Genomic DNA, 15879 nt, shown 5'->3' on the forward strand with positions numbered 1-15879 from the left:
GACCGCGAGAGGATGCGCATGACCGAGACGGATGCCACGGAGCGCGCCGGCGCCGGGCGCGGCGCCGGCCGCAACTGGGCCGGCAACCTGTCGTACTCGGCGCGCCGCCTGGTGCGCCCGACGAGCGTCGACGAGCTGCGGAGCATCCTCGCCGAACCCGGCCCGGTGCGCGCGCTCGGCAGCCGGCACTCGTTCAACGACCTCGCCGACACCGACGGCACGCTGATCGCGACGGACGGCCTGCCGGTCGAGTTCGCCGAGGTCGCGGGCGACGACGGGTCGACGGTCGCCGTGCGCGTCGCGGGCGGGGTGCGGTACGGCGAACTCGCGCCGCTGCTGCACGAGCACGGGCTCGCCCTCGCGAACCTCGCGTCGCTGCCGCACATCTCGGTGGCGGGCGCCGTAGCGACGGGCACGCACGGCTCGGGCGACGGCATCGGCTCGCTCGCGAGCGCCGTGCGGGTGCTCACGCTCGTGACGGCCGACGGCGAGATCGTCACGCTGCGTCGCGGCGACGCCGACTTTGCGGGCGCGGTCGTCTCGCTCGGCGCCCTCGGCGTGGTCGTCTCGCTCGAACTCGACGTCGAGCCCTCATACGAGGTGGCGCAGACCGTGTTCGACGGCCCCCGCTGGGACGCGATCCTCGCCGACCTCGACGCGGTCACCGCGCTCGGCACGAGCGTCAGCATCTTCACGACCTGGCAGAACGCCGACGTCGCCGACCAGCTCTGGGTCAAGCAGCGGATGCCTCGTGCCACGGCCGCCCGCCCGCTCGCCGATCCCGCGGCCGATGAGGACGCTCCCGTCGACGAGACGCTCGTCGCAGTGATCGCGTCGGCCGCGGCGGGCACCGAGGCGCTCGGTGCGACCGCCGCTGCCGGCCCGAGGCATCCGATCCCCGGCGCCGGAACCGAGGCCTGCACGACCCAGCTCGGCGTGCCGGGGCCGTGGTTCGAGCGGTTGCCGCACTTCCGGCTCGAGTTCACCCCGTCGGCCGGCGACGAACTGCAGAGCGAGTACCTGCTGCCGCGCGCCGACGCGGTGGCCGCGATCGAGGCGGTGCGCCGGCTCGCGCCGCGCATCGCCCCGCTGCTGCAGGTCTGCGAGGTGCGCACGGTGCGCGCCGACGACCTGTGGCTGAGCATGGCGTACGGCGTCGACGTGGTGGCGCTGCATTTCACCTGGGTCGCCGACCAGCCCGCCGTCGAGGCGCTGCTGCCCGACCTCGAGGCGGCGCTGCCCGCCACGGCTCGCCCGCACTGGGGCAAGCTGTTCGCGCTGCCGGCCGACGAGCTCGCCGCACGCTCCCCCCGCTGGCACGACTTCCGCGCGCTGCGCGCCCGCCTCGACCCCGACCGCCGCTTCACGAACCCCTTCCTGGCGCGCGTCGGCCTGTAGGGCAGCAGTTCGTCGCCGATCGCGATCGCACCCTCATCGCGCAGGCATGACGGATGCCGCGGGGCGCGCTAGCGTCGGTGCATGCGCATCCTCCTCATCGGAGCCGGAGGGGTCGGCGACGCCATCGCCAAGATCGCCGCCCGGCGCGACTTCTTCGAGCTGCTCGTCGTCAGCGACTACGACGAATCCCGCGCGCAGCGCACGGTCGACTGGATCCGGGCGCGGCACGGCGAGACCGTCGCGGCACGCTTCGCCACCGCGCAGGTCGACGCGAGCGACCCCGACCGCGTCGCCGATCTCGCCCGCGAGCACGCCGCCACGCACGTGATGAACGCGGTCGAACCGAAGTTCGTGCCATCCGTGTTCGCGGGCGCGCTCGCCGCGGGCTGCGACTACCTCGACATGGCGATGAGCCTGTCCGAGCCGCACCCGACCGACCCGTACGCGCAGACCGGGGTGAAACTCGGCGACGACCAGTTCGCGCAGGCCGGCGACTGGGAGCAGGCGGGGCGGCTCGCCCTCGTGGGCATGGGCGTCGAGCCGGGCCTCAGCGACGTGTTCGCGCGGTACGCCGCGGATCACCTGTTCGCCGAGATCGACGAGCTCGGCACCCGTGACGGCGCGAACCTCGTGGTGCGCGACGAGGCGGGCAACGAGATCTTCGCGCCGAGCTTCTCGATCTGGACGACCATCGAGGAGTGCCTGAATCCGCCCGTGATCTGGGAGGCGGATGCGGGCTGGTACACGACGCCGCCGTTCAGCGAGCCCGAGGTGTTCGAGTTCCCCGAGGGCATCGGGCCGGTCGAGTGCGTGAACGTCGAGCACGAGGAGGTGCTGCTCATGCCGCGCTGGGTCGACGCGAAGCGGGTGACGTTCAAGTACGGCCTCGGCGAGGAGTTCATCGGCGTGCTGCGGACGCTGCACCTGCTGGGGCTCGACTCCACGGCGCCGGTGCGGGTGCGCGGCGCCGCAGCCGCCGTGTCCGGCCCCGTCGAGGTCGCGCCGCGCGATGTGGTCGCCGCCGCCCTGCCCGACCCGGCGACGATCGGCCCCCGGATGACCGGCAAGACGTGCGCCGGCCTGTGGGTCACCGGCACCGGGGTCGACGGCGCGCCGCGCGAGGTGTACCTGTACCACGTGAGCGACAACGAGTGGACGATGCGCGAGTACGACACGCAGTGCGTCGTCTGGCAGACGGCGCTCAACCCGGTCGTCGCCCTCGAACTGCTCGCGGCCGGCACCTGGGCGGGTCGCGGGGTGCTCGGCCCCGAGGCGTTCGACGCGCAGCCGTTCCTCGAGCTCATGGCCCGGCCCGAGTCCGACGGCGGGTACGGTCAGGCCTGGGGGCTGGAAGATCGCCTGGCCGCATGACCGACTCCTCGACGCCGGGCGCGGCCGCAGCGGCGGCGGCAGCGGATGCGGAGGACGCGACCGCGGGCGTCGTCACCCGGGCCGCGCGTCCCGATGAGCTCGATGCGGTGATCGCCCGGTTCGAGGCCACCTGGGGCGCGGGCACGGGGCCCGACCGGTCGCTGCTGCGGGCGGCCGGGTACGCGGGCGCGACGGTGCTGGTCGCGGTTCCGGCGACGCCGGGAACAGATGCTCCGGGGCGGGATGCACCGGGGACGGATGCTCCGGGGACGGATGCTCCGCCGCCGGCCTCGACCGTGGCATCCGGGCCGATCGTCGGGGCCGCGTTCGGGTTCCTCGGCTGGGCCGGAGGCATCCACCTGCACTCCCACATGAACGCCGTCGACCCGGCCCACCGGGGCCGAGGCGTCGGCGTCGCGCTGAAGCTGCGGCAGCGTGCGGTGTGCCTCGCGCACGGCGTCGGTGAGATCCGTTGGACGTACGACCCGCTCATCCGGCGCAACGCCCGCATGAACCTGGTCCGGCTCGGGGCCGAGGTCGGCGCCTATCTGCCCGACTTCTACGGCGAACTGCGCGACGCGATCAACCTCGACGACCGCAGCGATCGGTTCGAGGTGCGCTGGCGGCTCGATTCGCCGCGCGTGCGGCGGGCGCTCGAGCGTCGGCCCCAGCCGGCGTGGCATGCCGACGGCGAGGGACTCGCGCTCGTCGCCGACTTCGAGGCGGTGCGCGGGGGCGCGCCCGACATCGCGCGCGAGTTGCGCGAGCGCAGCCGGGTCGCGTTCGCGGCGGCGTTCGCCGACGGGCTGCGACCCGAGCTCGACGCGCGCGGCGACTACGTGTTCACCGCCGACGACCCCGACCTCGAGGCGCGGTGACCGTACCGCGCACCTCGCGCAGGTGAGCGGTGCTCAGCTTTCGGTCAGGCGGGCTCGCGTACCGTCGGATCCCATGTCTCCCCGCTCATCGATCCAGGTCCGTGTGCGGCCCGTGCCCGTGGTCGCCTGGGCGGCCGTCTGGTGCGCCGCGGCCGCCGTGGTCGGCGGCCTGTGGTCGGCGACGGCGCAGCCCGCCGCGACCGACGTGCCGGCCGGCGTCAGCAGCGCCGACCGCTGAGCGGCGCCGACCGCCGAGCCGTGGCGGTCGCACCGCGAACCCGGGGTGAGCCTCAGGGCGCGGGCGTGCGGATCGGGTCGAGCGTGAACAGCGTGCCGAGATCGGCTGCGAGCGCGCGCTGCACCTCGTCGTCGTCGAGCAGTCCGCGCGCCGCCAGGATTCGCAGCGCGTCGTCGCGGTCCTGCTGCAGCAGGCGCCGCTCGTCCGCCGGCAGTCGGCGCACGAGCATGCGGGCGTGCTCGCGGTCGGAGACGGTGGACGCGATCGGAGCGGGATCGGGCCCGGCATCCGCGTTCGCCGGAGGGCGCACTCCGAGCCGCATCACGAGCGCGAGCGCGACCGCTGTCGCCACGACGAGCGCCACCCAGACCGGCACGATCCAGCCGCCGAGTTCGAATCCGTCGCGTGCGGCCACGCGCGGCAGCCCTACCGAGGCGAAGCCGGCCAGCACGGCGGTGGCGGCGGCGCCGGTCAGCAGCGGGATCGAGCGGCGGGCGCCCGAACGCAGCCACACGACGCACGCGACCGCCTGCGTCAGTGCGGCGACGGCGAAGCTGATGCTCGAGATCGGCACCGCGATGGGGGCCGCCACGGGCTCGGCGGTGGGCGCGAGGTACGGCGGCGCGTCGGCGTAGATCGCGACGCCGAGGATCGGCGCCACCAGCACCACGATCGCCGTCAGCAGCATCAGGGCGTTGCGCAGGAGTCTCGTCGGGGATCGGCGCGGTCTGCGGAGGAACGGCGCGAGCGACCGCCCCTCGGCGCCGAACGACTCGACGATCTCGGGGTGCGCCTGGAAGGCGAACGCTTCGAGCCGTGCGAGGGTCGGCACGTTCGCGAGGGACTGGTCCTGGGCCCACGCACGGGCATCGGGGTAGGCGGCACTCATGACGCGATCACCCTACCGGCCCGGTTCGGGCGCGTCGGGTCGGGTCAGCCGAGTCCGGCGGCGACCGCCCGTTCGCCGATCGCGGCGACCTGCGCGGCGCGCCCGGGGTCGTCGGCGATCTCGAACCACGTCGACGACAGCGCGCACCACGCCACGAGCCAGTGCCCGAGCCGTGCGGCACCGTCGACCGTGAGCCGCGCCGAGTGCACGACGACCGCGAACTGGCGCTCGAGCCGCCCGGGCCGGAGCGCGAACTCGAGCGACGGGTTGCAGAGCAGGTTGCAGAAATCGAACAGCGCGTCCCCGACGAGCGCCTTGGGGTCGATGAGCAGCCAACCGCGTGCGCCGAAGTCGAGCACGTTGCCGTGGTGCACGTCGCCGTGCAGCACCGACGGCTCGGGGCCGTCGTCGAGCAGCGCATTCGCGAGATCCGCGCCGCGCCGATGCAGCGCGCTCTGCGCATCAGCCCGGGCGAACAGCTCGCGGAACCAGGTGCGCAGGTCGATGAGCTCGGGCGGGTCGGACGCGTCGAACACGAGCCGGGATGCATCGTGCAGCCGCTGCGCCGCGCGGCACATGATCCTCGTGGCCTTGTCGTCGCGCCCCTGCGCGGGCAGCCGCGCCAGGTCGCCGTGCCCGGTGGCGCGCTCGAGCAGGGCCGCGGCGCCCTCGAGACGCAGGACGCGCGCGGCGCCGTGCCCGTCGAGCGCGGCGAGCAGGTGGGCGCCGCGCTCCTCCTCCTCGACGTGCGCGAGCTTCAGCATGGCGGGCTCGCCGTCGGCGGTGCGCACGGGGATGAGCCGGCTCGACGCGGTCGTCAGCGGCTCGCCGTCGTGGCGAAGCATCCATTTGGCCAGCAGCGCGCCCTCGGCGCGACGCCCGGGCGAGGACGGCCCGACAGAGCTCATGCGTCCATCCTGCCCGCGGTCGCCTCGCGCAGGTAGCGACCCGGCGGAACGCCGATCACGGTGCGGAACTCGCGCGTGAAGTGGGCCTGATCGGCGTAGCCGAGTTCGGCGGCCAGGTCGGCGAGGGTGCCCGCGCGGTCGAGCGGGTCGGATGCCGCGAGCCGCGTCGCGGCCTCCTGCAACCGGTACCGGCGGATGAGCCACCGCGGCGTCAGCCCGAGCTGTTCGCGCACCAGGCGTTCGAGCCGGCGCACGCCGACCCCCGTGAACGCGGCGAGCTGCTCGACCCGCACGATCGACCGGTCGTCCTCGGCCTGCGCGATCACCGTCCGCACCAGCCGCGCGTCGGGGGAGGGGTGCAGATCGCGTGCGGCGAGCCAGCGTTCGAATGTCTCGACCGCGGCGTGGTCGAGCCCGGCGCCGACCGCGTCGGCCACCGTGCGCGACAGGCCGTCGAGGCTCGGCACGGGCACGACGCGGCCGACGATCTCTCGCGCCGGCCGGCCCGTCAGCAGCGGTGCGACACCGGGTTGCAGTGCGACGCCGAACGCGTGGCCCTCGCCTTCGAGCGTGCGCTCGGCGAGGCCGATCGACGGGCCGTGCACCGCGGCGCGAGTGCCGGGCTCGACGACGAGGTTCGCCGAGGGGTACTCGAGCACGCGCTGCGTCGCCGCGCGACCGGGCGGCAACCGCCAGCGAGGGATCCAGTAGTGCCGCACGAGCCCGGCGAGCGCGTCGTGCGGCGCGATCCGCGGCATCCGCACCGGCTCCTCCGCCGTGGGCGGCGCACCGGGCGCGGCCTCGACGACGGTGGGCGCGCCCAGCCCGGCCACGAGGACGCCGCGGCTGCGCGGCGCGCCCGCTCGCGCCCGCCAGTACCGGTCGCCCTGCGTGCTCACCCGGCCAACCTACGGCCCGCCGCCGACACCGCGACACCGTCGACCCGCGGTGTCGCGTTCGTTCAATCCGTGCGCCCGCCGCGTCCGTAGCGTCGAGATCATGGACACCGAGACGGAGAGCACCGTGGAATTCGAGATGACCCTGTACGTCGCCGCCACGCCCGAACAGGTGTGGGAGGCGATCACCGGCGACGCGGGCAACCGCGCCGTGATGTGGGGCAGCGTGCTGCGCGGGGACCTGGTGCCGGGCTCCCGGTACGAGTACGTCGGGCCCGGTCGGGACGGCGACGAGACGGTGCACGTGTACGGCGACGTCCTCCAGGCCGATGCGCCGCGCGTGCTGCAGCTCACCGAGCACCCCGGGGCGACGTACCGCGAGAACCACGCCGACCTCGTGAGCCGCATGACGTGGCGCATCGAGCCCGCGGGCGACGCGCTGACGAGGCTGACGTTCACGAGCGACGAGTGGAGCGAGGGGCATCCGGCGCGGGTCGAGGCCGGGGAGGTCTGGCCGCACCTGCTGTCCAGCTTCAAGTCGTACCTCGAGACCGGGCGGGCGCTGCCGGCGCCGGAATCGGAGCCGGTGCCGGAATCTGCGTCGGCGTAGGCGCGACGCGCTCCCCGACCGGCTCGACAACTCCGCAACTGCGGCACTATCCTCCAATTCATGCCGCAATTCCGGATCTCCGAGGTCGCCGGCCTGCTCGGCGTGAGCGACGACACCGTGCGTCGCTGGGTCGACCAGGGTGTGCTCGCCGCCGAACACGACGAGCACGGTCGCCTCGTGGTCGACGGCGCGGACGCCGCGCGCCGTGCCGTCGACCTCGCGTCCGCCGCCGACGACCCGTCGGGCGTCGCACGCAGCGCCCGCAACCGGTTCGTCGGGCTCGTCACTCGCGTGCAGCGCGACGGCGTCATGGCGCAGGTCGACATCCAGGCCGGCCCGCACCGGGTCGTGTCGCTGATGTCGGCCGAGGCCGTCGACGATCTCGCGCTGGAGGTCGGATCGCTCGCGGTCGCCGTCGTCAAAGCCACCACCGTCATCGTCGAAACCCCCGGAGGAACCCCGTGAACCCGAACCGCCTCGTCCGCCGCGCCGCCGGCGCCGGTGCCGCGCTCGCCCTGCTCGCCGCCCTCGCCGGCTGCGCCTCGTCGAGCCCGACCGCCACCTCCGCGGCACCGGAGGAGACATCCGATGCTCCCGCCCTCGAGGGCGAGCTGACCGTGTACGCGGCCGCCTCGCTCACCGCCGCGTTCGACGAGCTCGCGGCCGCGTTCGAGGCCGAGCACCCCGGGGTCGACGTGCTGCCCATCGTGTACGATGGCTCGTCGACGCTCGCGACCCAGCTCGTCGAGGGGGCGCCGGCCGACGTGTTCGCCTCGGCCGACGAGCGCACGATGGCGACCGTCGACGACGCGGGCCTGCTCGCGGCCGACCCCGAGCTGTTCGCGACGAACACGCTGCGCATCGTCGTGCCCGCCGGCAACCCGGGCGGCGTCACCGCGATCGAGGACCTCGCGAACCCCGACCTGCAGGTGGTGCTGTGCGCGCCCGAGGTGCCCTGCGGCGCGGCGTCGCACCAGCTGCTCGACCTCGACGGCGTGACCCTGACCCCGGTCAGCGAGGAGCAGAACGTGACCGCCGTGCTCACCAAGGTGCGCGCGGGCGAGGCCGACGCGGGCCTGGTGTACTCGACCGACGCGGTCGCCGCGGGCGACGAGGTCGAGACGATCGTGCCGGCCAACGCCGACGAGATCGTGAACCGGTACCCGATCGCCGCGCTGGCCGCAGCGGGCAACCCCGACGTGGCCGCTGCGTTCGTCGCGTTCGTGCTGAGCGACGAGGGGCAGGCGCTCCTCGCCGAGTACGGTTTCGGCGCTCCGTGACCCGCGCCGGCGGCCGGGCGGGTGCTCGCGTCGAGCCGTCGCCGCTCGGGGCGATCCCGCCGCTCCTGCTCGTGCCCGCGGCGCTCGCGGTCGTCGTCCTCGTCCTGCCGCTGGCCGCGCTCGTCGCGCGGGTCGACTGGTCGACCCTCGCGGCCGACGTCACCTCGCCCGAGGCGATCGACGCGCTGCGGCTCTCGCTCGTGACGGGTGCGCTCGCAACGATCGGATGCCTCGTGGTCGGCGTTCCCCTCGCGCTGGTGATCGCCCGTGCGACGCCGCGGGTCGCGGGCTGGCTGCGGGCGCTCGTCACGATTCCGCTCGTGCTGCCGCCGATGGTGGGCGGTATCGCACTGCTGTTCCTGCTGGGGCGCACGGGGCTCGTCGGCCAGTGGCTCGACGCCGGGCTGGGGCTGCGGCTGCCGTTCACGACCGCGGCGGTGGTGATTGCGCAGGCGTTCGTGGCGCTGCCGTTCCTGGTGCTGGCGGTCGAGGGCACGGTGCGCAGCGCGGGCACCCGGTACGAGCAGGCCGCCGCCACGCTCGGCGCGGGCCGGTGGACGACGTTCCGCCGGGTCACGCTGCCGCTCGCCGCGCCGGGGCTGGTCGCCGGCACGGTGCTCTGCTTCGCGCGCGCCCTCGGCGAGTTCGGTGCGACCGCGCTGTTCGCGGGCAACGCCGCCGGCACGACCCGCACCATGCCGCTCGCGATCTACACGGCGTTCAACGGTTCGGGCGTCGGGCAGGGGGCGGCGGTGGCGCTGTCGCTGCTGCTGCTGGTCGTGGCGATCGTGATCCTCGTGCTGGTGCGCGGCTGGCGCCCCGGGAGCGTCGGATGACGCGCGGACCGGCGACCTCGACCGCGGCGGCGGGCGGTGCGCTCGACGCGCGGCTGCGGCTCGTGCGCGACGGGTTCGACCTCGACGTGGCGTTCGCGGTCGGCGCGGGCGAGGTGCTCGCCCTGCTCGGCCCGAACGGCGCCGGGAAGTCGACCGTGCTCGCCCTGCTCGCGGGCGTGCTGCGCCCCGCCGCGGGCCGCATCGAACTCGACGGACGCACGCTCGCCGAAGCATCCGACCGGTCGTCGACGTTCGTACGCCCCGAGCGACGCCGGATCGGACTGCTCGGGCAGGATCCGACCCTGTTCCCGCACCTGACCGCCCTCGAGAACGTCGCGTTCGGTCCCCGCGCGGCCGGGACGCCCCGACGCGACGCGACCGCGCTCGCCGCATCCTGGCTGGCCCGGGTCGGGCTCGACGGCCTGGCGCATCGCCGCCCGGCCGAGCTGTCCGGCGGGCAGCGGCAGCGGGTCGCGATCGCGCGCGCCCTTGCGGCGCGCCCGGCCCTGCTGCTGCTGGACGAACCGTTCGCGTCGCTGGATGTCGAGGTGGTGCCCGAGCTGCGCTGGATGCTCCGCGAGCAGCTGGCCGCATCGGGCACGTCGGCCGTCGTCGTGAGCCACGACGTCATCGACGCGGTCGTGCTCGCCGACCGCACCGCCGTGCTCGAGCGCGGCCGCATCGTCGACACCGGGCCCACCCGTGAGGTGCTGGCTGCGCCGCGCAGCCCGTTCACCGCCGCCCTCGCCGGCGTGAACCTCGTCGTCGGCGCCGCCGCCGGAGGCACCGTCGTGGCGGGCGAGGCGACCTTCACCGGCGACGCCGCCGAACCGCTGGTCGAGGGGGAGTCGGCGGCCGCCGTCTTCCGTCCGTCGTCGGTCGTGGTCGCGACCCGGCGGCCCGAGCGGACGAGCCTGCGCAACGTGTGGCACGACCGGGTGACCGCGATCGAGCCGTCGCCCGGCGGCGGGGTGCGACTGCGATTCGGCGCCCCGCCCGTGCACGCCGACGTGACGGCCGCCGCCGTCGCCGAGCTCGAGCTCGCGCCGGGCAGCGAGGCGTGGCTCGCCGTGAAGGCCGCCGAGACGAGCCTGCACCCGCTCGCACCCCGTCGCTAGGATCGCCCCATGGGGGATGACGACGCGGTCGCGAAGGCACAGGCTGCCGCCCAGGCGGCGGCCGAAGCGGCACAGGAACTGCAGCGACAGGCGCAGGAGGCGATCCGCAAGGCCGAGGAGGCCGCCGCCGCCGCGCAGGCCGCAGCCGATGCGCAGGCCGCCGCCGCGCAGGCCGCAGCTGACGCGGCTCGCGAATCGGCCGCCCCGGCACCCGACACCGCATCCGCCGCCGACGACTCCGGCACTGATGCCACACGCGCATCAGTGCCGGAGTCGCCGGCGGGAGCATCCTCTGGGTCTGATGCCACTGGCGCATCAGTGCCGGAGTCGCCGGCACCGAATGCTCCGCTCACCGCAGCGGAGGCGGGTGCGGTCGCCGCCGGGTACGCGTTCGACGGCACCGCGCTCGAGCTCGGCGCACTCGTGAACGGCGAGGCCGACCCCGCGGTGCAGGTGCGCATCCCGATCGCGATGACGAACCGGCACGGGCTCGTCGCGGGTGCGACCGGCACCGGCAAGACCCGCACGCTGCAGGTGCTCGCCGAGCAGCTCTCCGCGGCCGGGGTCGCCGTGTTCGCCGCCGACATCAAGGGCGACCTGTCGGGGCTCGCGACCCCGGGCGAGGGCAGCGAGAAGCTGCTCGCCCGCACGCGCGGCATCGGGCAGGACTGGACGCCCGCGAGCTTCCCGGTCGAGTTCTTCTCGCTCGGCGGCATCGGCAGGGGCGTCCCGATCCGAGCCACCGTCGCCGGGTTCGGCCCGCTGCTGCTGTCGAAAGTGCTGGGCCTCAACGACACCCAGGAGTCGAGCCTCGGCCTCGTCTTCCACTACGCCGAAGACCAGGGGCTCGCGCTGCTCGACCTCTCCGACCTGCGGGCCGTGCTGCAGTACCTCGTCTCCGACGAGGGCAAGGGCGAGCTCGACGCGCTCGGCGGCCTGTCGAAGGCCACGGTCGGCGTGATCCTGCGCGAGCTCGTCGCGTTCGCCGAGGCCGGCGCCGACGTGTTCTTCGGCGAACCCGAGATCGACACCGCCGAGTTCCTGCGCGTGGCATCCGACGGCCGAGGCATCATCAGCCTGCTCGAGGTACCCGGCGTGGCCGACCGACCCGCGCTCTACTCGACGTTCCTGATGTGGCTGCTGGCCGACCTGTTCAACGACCTGCCCGAGGTCGGCGACCTCGACCAGCCGAAACTGGTGTTCTTCTTCGACGAAGCCCACCTCCTGTTCGCGGATGCCTCGAAGGACTTCCAGGCGCAGATCGTGCGGACGGTGCGGCTCATCCGCTCGAAGGGCGTCGGCGTGTTCTTCGTCACCCAGACCCCGAAGGACGTGCCCGGCGACGTGCTCGCCCAGCTCGGCTCGCGCATCCAGCACCAGCTGCGCGCCTTCACGCCCGACGATGCGAAAGCCCTGCGGGCCACCGTGTCGACCTACCCGAAGTCGGCGTACGACCTCGAGAGCGTGCTCACCAGCCTCGGCACCGGTGAGGCGGTCGTCACCGTCATGAACGAGAAAGGCGCGCCGAGCCCCGTCGCGTGGACCCGCCTGCGCGCCCCGCAAGCCCTCATGTCGCCCACGCCCGACGCGCAGATCGACGCCGCCGTCGCCGCCTCGCCGCTCCAGGCGAAGTACGGCACCCCGGTCGACCGCGAGTCGGCCGGCGAGATCCTCACCGCGAAGCTGAACGCCGCGGCCGCCGCGGCGAAAGCGGTCGAGGACGCGAAGGCGAAGGCGGCCGCCGACGCCGAGTACGCCAAGCAGCAGGCGGCGATCGAGAAGCAACGGGCGAAGGAGCAGAAGGCCGCGCAGGCCGAGTACGACCGCATCATGCGCGAGACCGCGGGCAGCCGGAGCAAGTCTCGATCGCGATCGTCCAACCGCTCGACCGCGAGCGGCGGCGGCGGCTCGATGCTCGAACAGGTGCTCGGCTCCAAGGCCACCCGCGACGTGCTCACCAGCGTCGTCGAGGGCATCTTCGGCACCCGGCGGCGCCGATGAGCCCGCGTCTCGGGCCCGGGCTCGCGGGCCGGAGTAGGCTCGCGCGGTGACCTACGAGATCCGCCCCTACCAGCCCGCCGACCGTGCCGCCGTCGGCGAGGTGTGCGTGCGCACGGCCGCCGCCGGCGGCGACGCCCGCGGGCGGTACTCCGACGACACGCTGATGCCCGAGGTCTACGCCTGGCCGTACGTCGACCACCAGCCCGACCTGGCCTGGGTCGTCGTCCGCCCCGCGGCGGATCCCGCGCCCGGCGCCGGTGACCCCGATGCGCTGCTGCGCTCGGGCGACGACGCCGTCGTGGGCTACGTGATCGGGGTCGCCGACACGGCGGCGTTCATCGACTGGTGGCGGCGCGAGTGGACGCCCGGGTTCATCGCGCGCCACCCGGCGCCGGGCCTCGCCCCGCAGCCCGCGGTCGGCTACACCGAGTCCGACCTGCTGCGCGACGGCGCCGACCCCGACCGCATGCGCAACGACGACCTGGGGACGCATCCCGCGCACCTGCACATCGACCTGCTGCCCGAGGCGCAGGGCCACGGGCTCGGTCGGGCGCTCATCGAGACGTTGCGGGCCGCGCTCGCGGCGCGCAACGTGCCGGGCGTGCAACTCGGCATGGACCCCGCGAACACGAACGCCCGCGCGTTCTACGATCGGCTCGGCTTCATCGAACTGCCGACGCACCGGCCCGACCGGCCGTTGCTCGGCATCGCGACGAGCTGAGCCCGCGAACGGGCCGGGCGCCTACCGGCGCTGCCCGTCGTCGCCCGGCATGCGCAGCCCGCGCTCCCACCAGTACAGCATGCGCGCGTCGGTGCGGCGCAGCTCGGACACGGTCACGGGCTCGGGCCGCACCTCCTCCTCGACGCCGAGCGCCGCAGCGACCTCGTCCATCGACTCGCAGTCCCAGAACGCCCCGCGCAGTCGCAGCAGACAGTAGCCGTCGCGGTCCACGGCGAAGAGCTGGTTCGAGGTCTCGAGGCTCGCGCCACGGTACAGCTGCAATCGGATGATCCGGGCGATGCTGCGCGCGGGCACCACGTGCACCCCGCCGAGGAACCCGGTCTCGACGATGCCGTATCGGCTCGCGGTGACCTCGGTGCGACGGAACCGCACCCACGCCCACCAGACCGCGACGATCAGCGCCACCGTGAATCCCACGATGACGGCTCGGGAGACGGGATCGGGAAGGACCCACGCGGCCAGCAGCAGGAAAGGCACCGTGAGCAGGCCCACCTGCAGACCGATGCTCATCGAGAGCGAGCGACGCGGCCTCAGGGTGATCACCCTGAGGCCGTCGCCCCCTACTGCCGGCGACGCTGAGAAGGAGCCCCCTGCGTCCCCACTCCTCGCTCGAATCGGCGCCGCTGACATCTCTGACATCATCGGCGCTCGCACCCGGCGGGCGCTATTCGGCATTAATGAGGACACGGCCGAGTCCGGCTCGTTACGCACGAGCGGCGTCGACGGCTCGCGGCTCGACTAGCCTGACGGAATGGACGCTGACGCGAGCGGGATCCGGGCGGCGGTCGTGACCGTGAGCGATCGGGCGGCTGCGGGCGCCCGCGAGGACGCGTCGGGTCCGCTGGCGGTACGGATGCTCCGCGAAGCCGGATGCCGCGTCGGCGACCCGGCGGTCGTGCCCGACGGGGCCGACTCGGTGCACGGCGCCATCGAAACCGCGCTCGCCGGCGGCGCACGGCTCGTGGTGACGACGGGCGGCACCGGCATCGGCCCGCGCGACCGCACACCCGAGGGCACGCGCCCGCTGCTCGAGCGCGAACTGCCGGGCATCGGCGAAGAACTCCGGCGCGCGCCCGCTCCGGGGGCGCTGCTGTCGCGCGGACTCGCCGGCGTGGCATCCGGTGCGTCCGGCCCCGCCCTCGTCGTCAACCTTCCGGGCTCGACCGGCGGCGTGCGCGACGGTGTCGCGGTGATCGCGCGAGTGCTTCCGCACGCGATCGCCCAGCTCGACGGGGGAGACCACGCATGATCCGCATCGCCCGCGTGACCCACGACGTGCTCGACGTCGGCGCGCACCTCGCCGCGGTGCGCAGCCCCCGCACGGGCGCGGTCGCGCTGTTCGTCGGCCAGGTGCGCGACCACGACCCCGCCGTCGACGGGCGGGTCGTCGGGCTCGACTACACGGCGCACCCCGACGCCGAGTCGATGCTCCGCGGCATCCTCGCGCCGTTCGCCGAAGCCGGAACCGACCCCGACAGCGACCCCGACCCCATAGAGATCGCCGTGAGCCACCGCATCGGCAGCCTCGACGTCGGCGACGACGCCCTCGTGGTCGCCGTGGCATCCGCGCACCGCGCCGAAGCGTTCGCCGCGTGCCGCGAGATCGTCGAACGCATCAAGGCCGACCTTCCCGTGTGGAAACGCCAATGGCAGCACGACGGAGCATCCGCATGGGTGGGACTGTGACCGGCCTCGTCGACCGCTACGGGCGCGTGCATCGCGACCTGCGGATCTCGCTGACCGACCGGTGCTCGCTGCGCTGCACGTACTGCATGCCCGAGGACGGCGTGCCCTGGCTCGCGAAGGACAACATCCTGACGACCGACGAACTCGAGCGGCTCGCCCGGGTCGCCGCGTCGCTCGGCGTGACCGAGGTGCGCCTCACGGGCGGCGAGCCGCTGCTGCGCCGCGACGTCGTCGACGTGGTGCGCCGGATGGCGGCGATCGAGGGCGAAGAAGGGCCGCTCGAGGTCTCGCTCACGACGAACGGGCTACGACTTCCCGAACTCGCCGGCCCGCTGCGCGAGGCGGGACTCGCGCGCATGAACATCTCGATCGACACGCTGCGGCCCGAGCGGTTCCTGCGGCTCACCCGCCGCGACCGGCTCGACGACGTGCTCGCGGGCATCCGCGCGGCGATCGACGAGGGCTTCGCGCCCGTGAAGCTGAACGCCGTCGCGATGCGCGGCGAGAACGACGACGAACTCGCCGACCTGCTCGCCTACGCCGTGTCGATCGGCGCCGAACTGCGGTTCATCGAGCAGATGCCGCTGGACGCCGGGCACATCTGGTCGCGCGTGCGGATGGTCGAGGCCGAGGAGATCCTCGCCGCGCTGCGCGAGCGGTTCACGCTGACGCCGATCGGCGACCGCGGTGCGGCACCCGCCGAACGCTGGCTCGTCGACGGCGGGCCGGCGACGGTCGGCGTGATCGCGTCGGTGACGCGGCCGTTCTGCGGGGCGTGCGACCGGGTGCGGATCACGGCCGACGGGCAGTTCCGCACGTGCCTGTTCGCCCGCACCGAGGACGACCTGCTCGCGCCGCTGCGGTCGGGCGCGGGCGACGACGCGCTCGCCGAGATCATGCGTCGTGCGATCTCGGGCAAGCTCGCCGGGCACGGCATCGACGACCCCGGATTCCTCCAGCCCGACCGGCCGATGAGCGCGATCGGCGGGTAGCGCGCCGGATACGGTTGGCGCGCGGGGCGCGCAGGA

Annotated in this window: 18 protein-coding genes; 14 read left to right on the plus strand and 4 right to left on the minus strand. The window is 74.3% G+C overall.

Features of this window, described 5'->3' with window-relative positions:
- Positions 1-18: 18 nt before the first annotated feature.
- The 4 genes from MTO99_RS00170 to MTO99_RS00185 all read left to right on the plus strand — a co-directional run bounded on the left by MTO99_RS00170 (position 19) and on the right by MTO99_RS00185 (position 3885).
- Positions 19-1398, plus strand: a complete 1380-nt coding sequence (locus MTO99_RS00170) for an FAD-binding protein (RefSeq protein WP_243555906.1) — start codon at positions 19-21, stop codon at positions 1396-1398.
- A gap of 81 nt (positions 1399-1479) precedes the next feature.
- Positions 1480-2769, plus strand: a complete 1290-nt coding sequence (locus tag MTO99_RS00175; protein ID WP_243555907.1) for a saccharopine dehydrogenase family protein — start codon at positions 1480-1482, stop codon at positions 2767-2769.
- Positions 2766-3647, plus strand: coding sequence for a hypothetical protein (locus MTO99_RS00180; RefSeq protein ID WP_243555909.1), 882 nt, complete (start codon positions 2766-2768; stop codon positions 3645-3647). The genes MTO99_RS00175 and MTO99_RS00180 overlap by 4 nt, the downstream gene beginning before the upstream one ends.
- Before the next feature lie 73 nt (positions 3648-3720).
- A complete protein-coding gene (locus MTO99_RS00185; RefSeq protein WP_243555912.1) occupies positions 3721-3885 on the plus strand; it encodes a hypothetical protein in 165 nt (54 codons plus the stop codon).
- A gap of 52 nt (positions 3886-3937) precedes the next feature.
- Here MTO99_RS00185 and MTO99_RS00190 read toward each other — a convergent pair whose 3' ends face one another.
- From MTO99_RS00190 to MTO99_RS00200, 3 genes are read right to left on the minus strand one after another with little or no spacing between them, the layout of a single operon-like run.
- Complete coding sequence (locus MTO99_RS00190) at positions 3938-4774, minus strand: hypothetical protein (RefSeq protein ID WP_243555913.1); 837 nt, start codon at positions 4772-4774, stop codon at positions 3938-3940.
- Between the two features lie 44 nt (positions 4775-4818).
- A complete protein-coding gene (locus tag MTO99_RS00195) occupies positions 4819-5682 on the minus strand; it encodes an aminoglycoside phosphotransferase family protein (protein ID WP_243555915.1) in 864 nt (287 codons plus the stop codon).
- The gene (locus MTO99_RS00200; protein ID WP_243555917.1) at positions 5679-6581 is read right to left on the minus strand and encodes a helix-turn-helix domain-containing protein; all 903 of its coding nucleotides are present in this window, start codon (positions 6579-6581) and stop codon (positions 5679-5681) included. Before MTO99_RS00200 ends, MTO99_RS00195 begins: the two co-directional genes overlap by 4 nt.
- A 100-nt stretch (positions 6582-6681) precedes the next feature.
- Between MTO99_RS00200 and MTO99_RS00205 the strand changes: the two genes are divergently transcribed.
- Genes MTO99_RS00205 through MTO99_RS00235 form a run of 7 tightly spaced genes read left to right on the plus strand, consistent with a single transcriptional unit; the run spans position 6682 to position 13144 of the window.
- Positions 6682-7188, plus strand: a complete 507-nt coding sequence (locus MTO99_RS00205; protein ID WP_243555918.1) for an SRPBCC domain-containing protein — start codon at positions 6682-6684, stop codon at positions 7186-7188.
- A 60-nt stretch (positions 7189-7248) separates the two neighbouring features.
- Entirely contained in the window at positions 7249-7653 is a 405-nt protein-coding gene (locus tag MTO99_RS00210) for a TOBE domain-containing protein (protein ID WP_243555919.1), read from the plus strand.
- Positions 7650-8468: a molybdate ABC transporter substrate-binding protein gene (gene modA, locus MTO99_RS00215; protein WP_243555921.1), complete on the plus strand. Its 819-nt coding sequence runs from the start codon at positions 7650-7652 to the stop codon at positions 8466-8468. Before MTO99_RS00210 ends, modA begins: the two co-directional genes overlap by 4 nt.
- Complete coding sequence (locus MTO99_RS00220) at positions 8465-9304, plus strand: ABC transporter permease (RefSeq protein WP_149159737.1); 840 nt, start codon at positions 8465-8467, stop codon at positions 9302-9304. Before modA ends, MTO99_RS00220 begins: the two co-directional genes overlap by 4 nt.
- A complete protein-coding gene (locus MTO99_RS00225; RefSeq protein WP_243555923.1) occupies positions 9301-10422 on the plus strand; it encodes a sulfate/molybdate ABC transporter ATP-binding protein in 1122 nt (373 codons plus the stop codon). Before MTO99_RS00220 ends, MTO99_RS00225 begins: the two co-directional genes overlap by 4 nt.
- A gap of 9 nt (positions 10423-10431) precedes the next feature.
- Positions 10432-12423 carry a helicase HerA-like domain-containing protein gene (locus MTO99_RS00230; protein WP_243555925.1) on the plus strand — a complete coding sequence of 664 codons (1992 nt, stop codon included), beginning with the start codon at positions 10432-10434 and terminating at the stop codon, positions 12421-12423.
- 46 nt (positions 12424-12469) lie between these two features.
- A complete protein-coding gene (locus tag MTO99_RS00235) occupies positions 12470-13144 on the plus strand; it encodes a GNAT family N-acetyltransferase (RefSeq protein WP_243555927.1) in 675 nt (224 codons plus the stop codon).
- Between the two features lie 21 nt (positions 13145-13165).
- Here MTO99_RS00235 and MTO99_RS00240 read toward each other — a convergent pair whose 3' ends face one another.
- Positions 13166-13675, minus strand: coding sequence for a hypothetical protein (locus MTO99_RS00240; protein WP_243555929.1), 510 nt, complete (start codon positions 13673-13675; stop codon positions 13166-13168).
- 241 nt (positions 13676-13916) lie between these two features.
- Here MTO99_RS00240 and MTO99_RS00245 point away from each other — a divergent pair, with 241 nt between their 5' ends.
- The 3 genes from MTO99_RS00245 to moaA are packed head-to-tail and all read left to right on the plus strand — an operon-like array spanning position 13917 to position 15843.
- Positions 13917-14414: a MogA/MoaB family molybdenum cofactor biosynthesis protein gene (locus MTO99_RS00245; protein ID WP_243555931.1), complete on the plus strand. Its 498-nt coding sequence runs from the start codon at positions 13917-13919 to the stop codon at positions 14412-14414.
- The gene (locus MTO99_RS00250) at positions 14411-14851 is read left to right on the plus strand and encodes a molybdenum cofactor biosynthesis protein MoaE (RefSeq protein ID WP_243555933.1); all 441 of its coding nucleotides are present in this window, start codon (positions 14411-14413) and stop codon (positions 14849-14851) included. The genes MTO99_RS00245 and MTO99_RS00250 overlap by 4 nt, the downstream gene beginning before the upstream one ends.
- Positions 14836-15843, plus strand: a complete 1008-nt coding sequence (gene moaA / locus MTO99_RS00255) for a GTP 3',8-cyclase MoaA (RefSeq protein ID WP_354002499.1) — start codon at positions 14836-14838, stop codon at positions 15841-15843. The genes MTO99_RS00250 and moaA overlap by 16 nt, the downstream gene beginning before the upstream one ends.
- Positions 15844-15879: the final 36 nt, after the last annotated feature.

The organism is Agromyces larvae, from assembly GCF_022811705.1.
GTDB lineage: Bacteria > Actinomycetota > Actinomycetes > Actinomycetales > Microbacteriaceae > Agromyces > Agromyces larvae.

Coding starts and splice junctions, on each gene's coding strand:
- MTO99_RS00210 (WP_243555919.1), top strand. CDS start 7,249: ATGCCGCAATTCCGGATCTCCGAGGTCGCCGGCCTGCTCGGCGTGAGC.
- MTO99_RS00175 (WP_243555907.1), top strand. CDS start 1,480: ATGCGCATCCTCCTCATCGGAGCCGGAGGGGTCGGCGACGCCATCGCC.
- MTO99_RS00180 (WP_243555909.1), top strand. CDS start 2,766: ATGACCGACTCCTCGACGCCGGGCGCGGCCGCAGCGGCGGCGGCAGCG.
- MTO99_RS00240 (WP_243555929.1), bottom strand. CDS start 13,675: ATGAGCATCGGTCTGCAGGTGGGCCTGCTCACGGTGCCTTTCCTGCTG.
- MTO99_RS00190 (WP_243555913.1), bottom strand. CDS start 4,774: ATGAGTGCCGCCTACCCCGATGCCCGTGCGTGGGCCCAGGACCAGTCC.
- MTO99_RS00230 (WP_243555925.1), top strand. CDS start 10,432: ATGGGGGATGACGACGCGGTCGCGAAGGCACAGGCTGCCGCCCAGGCG.
- MTO99_RS00185 (WP_243555912.1), top strand. CDS start 3,721: ATGTCTCCCCGCTCATCGATCCAGGTCCGTGTGCGGCCCGTGCCCGTG.
- MTO99_RS00205 (WP_243555918.1), top strand. CDS start 6,682: ATGGACACCGAGACGGAGAGCACCGTGGAATTCGAGATGACCCTGTAC.
- moaA (WP_354002499.1), top strand. CDS start 14,836: ATGGGTGGGACTGTGACCGGCCTCGTCGACCGCTACGGGCGCGTGCAT.
- MTO99_RS00245 (WP_243555931.1), top strand. CDS start 13,917: ATGGACGCTGACGCGAGCGGGATCCGGGCGGCGGTCGTGACCGTGAGC.
- MTO99_RS00225 (WP_243555923.1), top strand. CDS start 9,301: ATGACGCGCGGACCGGCGACCTCGACCGCGGCGGCGGGCGGTGCGCTC.
- MTO99_RS00250 (WP_243555933.1), top strand. CDS start 14,411: ATGATCCGCATCGCCCGCGTGACCCACGACGTGCTCGACGTCGGCGCG.
- MTO99_RS00195 (WP_243555915.1), bottom strand. CDS start 5,682: ATGAGCTCTGTCGGGCCGTCCTCGCCCGGGCGTCGCGCCGAGGGCGCG.
- MTO99_RS00170 (WP_243555906.1), top strand. CDS start 19: ATGACCGAGACGGATGCCACGGAGCGCGCCGGCGCCGGGCGCGGCGCC.